Here is a 7723-nt window from a genome sequence, read left to right on the forward strand (position 1 = left end):
GTCATGTCGCACGCGAACGCTGGGAAAGAAAGCGCAACGTCGCTCGTTCCAGCTTGCGTGGATGATGGGCCAGGGATGCGGGTATGCGCCGATGCAGGCTTCCATCCTCCCAGCCAGTGAAGGCTTTCGGGTGGATGTACGACGTGCGGCATACCTTGGGCGTATTGCGCAATTGCGCAGCCACTTCGCGCACCACGTCGTTGATGGCTTCCTGCTTCGCCTTGTCGGTGGCCGTGCTCGGCACATGCGTTTCGGCAAGCAGGCCAACGGCCATCACGGTGCCTGCCCAGGTGCGAAAATCCTTCGCGGTGAAATCGCTGCCACTGGCTTCGCGCAGATAGTCGTTGACCATACCCGAATCGATGGCGTGGCGTTTGCCGTCGTCGTCCACGTACTGGAACACGCGTTGTCCCGGCAGTTGCTGCAGACGTCGCAGCAGACGTGCAAGCCGGTCGTTGTTCAACGCCACCTCGCTCCACTGGCCACTCTTGGCCCGGAAGCACAGGTGAAGTTCGCCGGCATCGATACGTACATGCCGCGAGCGCAGGGTGGTCAATCCGTAACTGCCGTTGTCCTTGGTGTACGCCTCGTTGCCGACGCGTATCAGCGTTTCGTCCAGCAGGCGAACGATCAATGCCACCACTTTTTCCCGTGGCCAGCCGGGCAGGGCAAGGTCGGTTCTCACGCGGCGACGGATGCGCGGCAGCAGTGCGCCGAATTCGCTCACGTGCGAAAACTTGCTTTCGTCACGCACTTGACGCCAGCGCGAGTGGTAGCGGTACTGCTTGCGTCCACGCGCATCGCGACCCGTGGCCTGAAGATGGCCCCTGGGATTGGCGCAGATCCATACGTCGGCATAGGCCGGCGGTATGGCCAGGGCGTGAATGCGTTCGATCACGCTGGGCCGTGTGACGCGTCGGCCGCGGGCATCCACATAGATGAATCCCTTGCCGCGGCGCCGGCGATGCAGGCCGGGTTCTCCGTCATGCACGTAGACAAGGCCTTCCGAGGCCGCGTCACGCTCCGGTGGCGTCATGCGTCTGGTCATGCGGATGAGCTTCCACGGCGTTCGTGAATGGGCTGATTGCCTTTTGTGAGCACCGGGTGCGTTGCTGCCTGTGCGACCATCGCGCCATGGATGAATTCGTCATGCCCCGCACCCTCGCCAAGGGCCGCACGTTCGTCTACCTGCTGCCATGGCGGGACCAGGACCTGATCAAGGTCGGCTATTCGCGCCAGCCGCTGGTTCGCATGCGTACGTTGCATCGCCGCTTCTTTGACGTGTTCGATCTGGATCGCGGGCTTTTGCTGGAAACCGAGCGTCTGGCGCAAGCCCGCCGCATCGAACGCGACATTCTTGTCCGTCATGCCAACGAGCGCTCACCGGCGCCTTTGTCGGTGCCGGACGAGGCCGCCGGCTACAGCGAATGGCTGCGCGGTGTTTGTCCCGAGGTGACGGCGACGTTGTCGGAGATTGCATCGCGCGAAGGTTTTCCCTTGCACTCGCTGCGCGCGTGGCTGCAGCAGTGGTTCGCCAGCCAGGGTGATGGCCTGTACGAATGGTCCCTGCGCATGCTGGAGGCCATCGAATATGAAACCTTCAACGTGCCGGCGGAACGTCGGCGGAACCTCGCCGCCGCTTCGCTGGCCTATGTGATGGACGCGTGCGAGGCGGTGGGTTTGCCGCTGGGCGGCTTCTTTCCGGAGCGTGCGTTGGCATGGCGGGCGGCCGCCTGAAAAGGCCACGTCCGGATCGCGAAAATCCCACACGGCCGTGATGAATCGCGGCCTACGCTTCAACCATGAACCGAACCCGCCTTCGCCTGGAACGCAGCCTTGATGTGCTGGATATCGAGGTGTCGACGCTGCTCAGTTCGCATCCGGAGGCGACGGACTTCTGGCCGCGCTTCGCCGCGCTGGCTGACGAATTGATGCAGCGTAGCGACCCCTTGGACCAGGACTGGTTGATGGCCCGCATCGGCGCCATGCTATCGACGCATGGCGTGCAGGGGAGCTATCCGCTCTTTTGACGGTTCACTGGTCCACCCGGATGCGCACGTCCGGTGCACCGCCTTCGCGGAAGGTCACCACGCGCCCGCCGATGCGTTCGAAGCCGACGTTAACGCGCGCCGTGCCAACTTCCAGGCCATTGACTATGAGTCGATCGATCCCCTGAGGAAGGCGCGGGCGTCGTACACGCACCACGCCGTGGCGCCCATCGATATCCATGCCCAGGCAGGACTGCATCAGCATGAACATGGAGCCGGCTGCCCAAGCCTGCGGCATGCAAGCCACGGGATACGCCACGGGTGGTTCGCCGGCGCGCCTTGGAAAGCCGCAGAACAGTTCGGGCAGGCGCATGCCGAAATGCGTCGCCGCCTCGAAGGTTTCGCCGACCAGTCGCACCACGTCGTCGCGTTCGCCGTAATGCGCCATGCCGGCAGCACTCATGGCGACGTCGTGCGGCCATACCGAGCCGTCGTGATAGGACATGGGGTTGAATCGCGCCTGCTCGTAGGCCAGCGTGCGCACGCCCCAGCCGCCGTCGAACGCTGCCGAGCGCAGCTGTCGTATCACCTGCCGCGCGCGCTTTTTGCGCGGCAGGCCGGTATAGAGCAGGTGCCCCACGTTGGACGTGCGGACGCGACAAAGTGCGTCGGCACCATCGCGGGCAATGCCATAGAAAGCCATCTCCTCGTCCCAGAACAGTTCTTCCACGGCGTGCCGCATGCTGGTGGCACGCGTGCGCCAACGGCCAGCGCATTCGCCTTCGCCGCGCCGATCGGCCAGCCAGGCCATGCTGCGCAGTGCGGCGTAGACGTAGCCCTGGACTTCGATCAGCGCAATCGGGCCTTCGGGAATGCGGCCATCGGCGTGGAACACGGAGTCGTTGCTGTCCTTCCATCCCTGGTTCACCAGGCCACCTTCGGCGCCGCGGGCATACGCGAGAAAGCCGTGGCTGTGAGCATCGCAGGTGGTTTCGATCCAGCCCAGTGCGGCTTTCAGCGAGGGCCACAGATTGTCGATAAAGGCAAGGTCCGCCGTGCGTTCGGCGTAGGCCCCGGCAAGCATCACGAACAATGGCGTGGAGTCCACGCCGCCGTAATACAGCCCGAACGGCACTTCGCCCAGCGATGCCATTTCACCAGCGCGTGTCTCGTGCATGATCTTGCCAAGTGCGGAATCGCGGAACGCCGAGGTTTCCGTCGCCTGGCGACTGGCGAGGTATGCCAGCACGCCACGCGCAAGGCTCGGATCTACCCACAGCGTTTGCAGGGCCGTAATGAGACCGTCCCGCCCGAATGGCGTGGAGAACCACGGAATGCCCGCGTAGGGATAAGGGCCGGTGGGAAGGTCGGCGACCAGCAACGCAATATCCGCACGCGAGCGATCCAGCCAGTTGTTGAACAGGCGCGCGTTGCTCTTGAGACAAGCGCCACGATGGCGTCGACGGCGCACGGTGGCTCGCGCCGCTGCGGCGGCGCTGCGGTAGCGCTCGCGTGTCGGTTGCATCGGTTCGTCACCCACTTCGATGTAGAGCGAGACGCCGTCCATGCGTGGCAAGGCGATCTCGAAGTCCGCGCGCTGCGGCCCGAGTTGGGTGGGCGTTGCCGAGAAATTGATGACAGTGCGCCGCATGACATCGTCCAGTCCCCGATAGGCCAGGCGAACCTGGTCCTTGCCGATGTCCGGTGGCAGCACGTCGCCGCGTCGTTCGCGCTTCATGCCGCGCACTTCGAAGATGTCGCGGAAATCGGCATGAAAGCGCAGGCAGACCAGGACGGTCAGGTCGCTGTCGTCGAAGTTGTGCAGGTGGATCTGTTCGAACAGCCGGTTGTCCCACAGCAGTCGAGTACGTTGCACGTGGATGACGCCGGCGGGCGCCGCCTTGCCGCCAATCGGCGGCAGGGGTTCATTGGTGAGGTCGGCGGTAAACAAGACGTTGTCGTGGCTTACCGTGCCGCTGAGCAGCGACGGCTTGATGCCGCCCAGCTCCAGTATCCAGTGCGACAACACGCGCGTGTCATTGCGGAACATGCCTTCGGCGCCGCCCAGCATGTCGCCGCGTGCATCGCTGACGGCAAAACTGTGCGCCGCCTTGAGCGCGAACATGGCCCGCGTTTCGCCGACATGAAGGTCTTCGGTTATCTCGTTCGGTGCATACGCGTCATTCATCCGATGGTCTCATGTGCCCACAGCGCGAAGGTCGGCCGGCGGCATCATCACTTGGCGATACACTGACTCGTACGCGGCCGCCATGACGTCGGCAGTGAAGCGCCGTTCGAAGACGCTTCGGATGCTGCGGCGGTTGAGGCGTGAAAGGCGAGCCACGGCCGCCACGGCTTCGTCCTCGCTGTTTACTATGAAGCCGGTCAAGCCATCGTCGACGACGCTGGGCACCGATCCGCAGTTCCATGCGATCACTGGCGTGCCGCATGCCATGGCCTCGATCATCACCAGGCCGAAGGGTTCGGGCCAGTCGATGGGAAACAACAGGGCGCGCGCGTTCCCCAGAAAGGCTTCCTTGTCGCTGTCGCTGATTTCGCCGACGAACTGAACAAGTGGATGGTCGAGTAGCGGAGCAATGTGTTCGTGGAAATATGCCTGGTCCACGGCATCGACCTTGGCGGCGATACGCAGTGGAATACCGGCACGCAGCGCAATGGCGATGGCGCGGTCCGGCCGCTTTTCCGGGGAGATGCGTCCCAGGAAGGCGAGATAGCCGTCGCCGGCGCTCAGGTGGGCGCGATACAGGTCGGCTGGAATGCCGTGGGGCACCGTGGCAATCCATGACGCATGCGGCAGCGGTGCGCGCTGCTGTCGCGAAATGGAAACCAGGGGATATTGCGGCCAGCGTGCATAGGCGTCGGGGAGGTCCGTCAGGTCGAGGCGGCCGTGCAGCGTAGTCACCGTGTGGGACGCCACCGCTTCGAAGGCGGGCAGGTGGATCAGGTCGATATGAAAGTGCAGCACATCGAATCGATCCATCTGCCTCTGCACTTCGTAGAGCAATGTCAGGTGCGCGGCGAGATCGGACTTCAGTGGCGAGGGATCGAGCCGGATGGACTGTGCGCGCGTGGCGCTGAGTTTGGCGCGTGTCTGTGCATCGGCGCTGGCAAACAAAGTGACATCGTGTCCGCGCTTGACCAGTGCATCCGTCAGGTAGGCAACGATGCGCTCCGTGCCGCCATAGAGCCGAGGCGGTACGGATTCGTAGAGTGGGGAGATCTGGGCGATACGCACGTTTACCTCGCGAGGGCCGGATGACGCGCGTGCGTCATCGTGGGAGTCGTGCATCCCTTCGTTCTTGCCTGGCGATGAAAGGCGGGACCGCGCACGGCGGCTTAGCCATGCCATCGATAAGGCGGCAAGGCGCGGCGCGAGAGACATTCGCGTGGGGCGGGGCAGGCTTGCGTCCGTTGCTGCTCACTTTGCGGTGTGCGAGGTGGAGCTGGCGTGGAAACGGCGTTCGGTGCCATCAAGCCGAAAAAAACGGCCGCTGGATATCAGCGGCCGTTGAGTCAATCACAGGCGTGTGCGGTATCAGGCCATGGCGAGAGAAGGGCTCGCAGCCTGCGGCGTCATGCTCTTCGACGCGGGCTTGATGTCTGCCAGGCGGTAACCCGCGGTCGGCAGGGTATGCATCAACGGGTTGGCGAACGGCTTGTCGATGGCCCGGCGCAAAATGTAGAGGTGCGAACGCAACGTGTCGGAATCGGGCAGCGATTCGCCCCAAACTTCGCGCTCCAGGCGCGAACGGCTCACCACGCGCGGCGATTCGCGCATCAGGATGGCCAGCAGTCGCAAGCCGATGGGCGACAGGGTGAGTTCCTGTTCGCCGCGTGTCACGTTCAAGGTGCCGGTGTCGTAGGTCAGGTCACCCACGGTGAGCACTTCGCGCGACACCTGGCGACGTTCACGACGGATCAGCGTGCGCAGGCGTGCTTCGAGTTCGCGCAAATCGAAAGGCTTGCACAGGTAATCGTCGGCGCCGGTATCCAGGCCGGCCACCTTGTCATCGAGCGTGTTGCGGCCGGTGAGCATCAGGATGGGCGCGGCGATTTTGTGTTCACCACGCAGGCGGCGACAAACCTCCAGGCCGTCCATGCCGGGCAGCATGCCGTCGAGCACTATGGCGTCATAGTCGTTCGACGACGCCAGGTGCAAACCGGTAATGCCGTCGTAGGCATAGTCCACGGTATAGCCCTGGCTCTCCAGGTATTCACCCGTGGCCTGAGCGTTCTGGCGGTTGTCCTCGACGAGGATGATGAAGCCGGATCGGCGTTTCTTCGCGTGCATGAGCTTGGCCCCCAACTGTGCGTGCTGTACGTGGCGAATGACCGGGATCAGAGCTTCCCGGTCGTGAGTCACGTGTGAAAACCTCGTTTGCCTCGACGGCCCCAGTCAGCTTTCTGCCGGGTGCGTCACGGGTGCTAGTGCACCCGTGCCTCGCCGGCGGTCGAGATGTCGTCGGCATTGTTGCGTTTGAACACGTCCTTGGCCACGTCTTTCTGCTTGCCGCTCTCCGTGTGCACGGAAATCAGGATGTTGCCTTCGCGGATTTTCGCGTCGAAGCGCTTGGCTTCGAACTCCGGCATGCCCAGGCCAACCAGTCCGCCGACCACGCCACCGGTCGCGGTGCCCACGGCAGCAGCACTCAGCGCCGCCATGATCGGGCCGGCGGCAATCAACGGACCGGCTCCGGGAATGGCCAGTGCGCCGATGCCTGCAAGCCAGCCCAGTGCCGCACCCACACCCATGCCTGCGATGCCGCCGGCGGTAGCGCCTTCCGGTGCCTTGGTGTTGTGCTCGTGACCGAAATCCTTGTTGCCGCGCTTGTCCGGGAGCAGGGCGGAAATATCGTTGTTGGTAAAGCCGGCCTGCTTCAGCTCAAGCAGGATCACTTCCGCCTGCTCAGGCGTGCGGGCCATGCAATAGACAGACGTATTCATGCAAGGGTCTCCTCGATGAGTGCGGGTTTTTGTCGATCCATCGCGGCGCCACCAGGGGCCGGCGATGCATGCATCAGTACTGTTCCTGGTGGCAACGACGTTCCGTTGTGTACGTGGCGTTGTTGTCCTGATGCGCCTTCTGCACCTGGTTGCCCACCACGCCACCGGCAACAGCGCCGCCGACGGTGGCGAGCGTCTTGCCCTTGCCGCCGCCGATCTGATTGCCGACCACGCCGCCTGCGACGGCACCGATCGCCGTGCCGGCCACGCGATGCGTGTCGCTGGAGTTGATCTGCTTCACCGGTACGTCCTCGCATACGGTGCGCGTCTGGGGTGCGCTCTGCGCCCATGCGGTTCCTGCGCACAAGCTCATGGCGAAGGCGAGGGAAGTAATGGCACGCGTCTTCATGCGTATGTCCTCCTTTGGTGGCCTGTGAAAGAGCTACGCCCCGCGAAGTGACTGCCCGGTCAAAATTCAGTCGCACAAGTCAGCTGCGGTTGCGGACATCACGGCGATGTGCAGATGTCCATGAACCGTTGGAATACAAAGTGCGTGCACATTTGTGTCACGCATTGCAGGCACGCAGTTCAACGCAGGGCTTTCACGATGGAGTTGCTTATGCAGGAGCCCATCATGCTTATCGGTAAACACGCCAACTCGAAGGTTCAGCGCATGTCAGGTCCGCGGGGTGAAGTGCCTGCCCCGACGCCCGATCCGGTGAAGCCGCCGACCCCGCCGGGCCCGCCCCAGCCGGTCGAGCCGCCCGCGC

The 7723-nt window shown here is 63.7% G+C and carries 8 protein-coding genes; 2 read left to right on the forward strand and 6 right to left on the reverse strand.

What is annotated here, in order from left to right; all coding sequences use genetic code 11:
- Position 1: 1 nt before the first annotated feature.
- Complete coding sequence (locus DK366_RS05510) at positions 2-1048, reverse strand: DNA topoisomerase IB (RefSeq protein ID WP_109124520.1); 1047 nt, start codon at positions 1046-1048, stop codon at positions 2-4.
- A 101-nt stretch (positions 1049-1149) separates the two neighbouring features.
- Between DK366_RS05510 and DK366_RS05515 the strand changes: the two genes are divergently transcribed.
- Positions 1150-1737, forward strand: coding sequence for a hypothetical protein (locus DK366_RS05515; protein ID WP_109124521.1), 588 nt, complete (start codon positions 1150-1152; stop codon positions 1735-1737).
- 65 nt (positions 1738-1802) lie between these two features.
- On the forward strand, positions 1803-2030 hold the full coding sequence (locus DK366_RS05520; RefSeq protein WP_109124522.1) for a hypothetical protein: 228 nt from the start codon (positions 1803-1805) through the stop codon (positions 2028-2030).
- A 4-nt stretch (positions 2031-2034) separates the two neighbouring features.
- Here the strand turns inward: DK366_RS05520 and DK366_RS05525 are convergent, their stop codons facing one another.
- The 5 genes from DK366_RS05525 to DK366_RS21715 form a co-directional block, all read right to left on the reverse strand.
- On the reverse strand, positions 2035-4176 hold the full coding sequence (locus DK366_RS05525) for an amylo-alpha-1,6-glucosidase (protein ID WP_232820924.1): 2142 nt from the start codon (positions 4174-4176) through the stop codon (positions 2035-2037).
- Positions 4177-4185: 9 nt separating this feature from the next.
- Entirely contained in the window at positions 4186-5298 is a 1113-nt protein-coding gene (locus DK366_RS05530; protein WP_232820925.1) for a glycosyltransferase family 4 protein, read from the reverse strand.
- A gap of 246 nt (positions 5299-5544) precedes the next feature.
- Entirely contained in the window at positions 5545-6300 is a 756-nt protein-coding gene (locus tag DK366_RS05535; protein WP_109124523.1) for a response regulator transcription factor, read from the reverse strand.
- A gap of 134 nt (positions 6301-6434) precedes the next feature.
- A complete protein-coding gene (locus DK366_RS05540; protein ID WP_109124524.1) occupies positions 6435-6953 on the reverse strand; it encodes a hypothetical protein in 519 nt (172 codons plus the stop codon).
- A gap of 73 nt (positions 6954-7026) precedes the next feature.
- Entirely contained in the window at positions 7027-7362 is a 336-nt protein-coding gene (locus DK366_RS21715) for a glycine zipper 2TM domain-containing protein (protein ID WP_109124525.1), read from the reverse strand.
- Positions 7363-7723 lie beyond the last annotated feature (361 nt).

The sequence above is a fragment of the Dyella sp. C11 genome, assembly GCF_003121485.1.
In the GTDB taxonomy this organism is placed as follows: Bacteria; Pseudomonadota; Gammaproteobacteria; order Xanthomonadales; family Rhodanobacteraceae; genus Dyella.

Excerpts from the sequence above, each read along its gene's own strand:
- DK366_RS05525 (WP_232820924.1), bottom strand. The coding sequence starts at position 4,176 with ATGAATGACGCGTATGCACCGAACGAGATAACCGAAGACCTTCATGTC.
- DK366_RS05540 (WP_109124524.1), bottom strand. The coding sequence starts at position 6,953 with ATGAATACGTCTGTCTATTGCATGGCCCGCACGCCTGAGCAGGCGGAA.
- DK366_RS05535 (WP_109124523.1), bottom strand. The coding sequence starts at position 6,300 with ATGCACGCGAAGAAACGCCGATCCGGCTTCATCATCCTCGTCGAGGAC.
- DK366_RS05520 (WP_109124522.1), top strand. The coding sequence starts at position 1,803 with ATGAACCGAACCCGCCTTCGCCTGGAACGCAGCCTTGATGTGCTGGAT.
- DK366_RS05530 (WP_232820925.1), bottom strand. The coding sequence starts at position 5,298 with ATGCACGACTCCCACGATGACGCACGCGCGTCATCCGGCCCTCGCGAG.
- DK366_RS05515 (WP_109124521.1), top strand. The coding sequence starts at position 1,150 with ATGCCCCGCACCCTCGCCAAGGGCCGCACGTTCGTCTACCTGCTGCCA.
- DK366_RS21715 (WP_109124525.1), bottom strand. The coding sequence starts at position 7,362 with ATGAAGACGCGTGCCATTACTTCCCTCGCCTTCGCCATGAGCTTGTGC.
- DK366_RS05510 (WP_109124520.1), bottom strand. The coding sequence starts at position 1,048 with ATGACCAGACGCATGACGCCACCGGAGCGTGACGCGGCCTCGGAAGGC.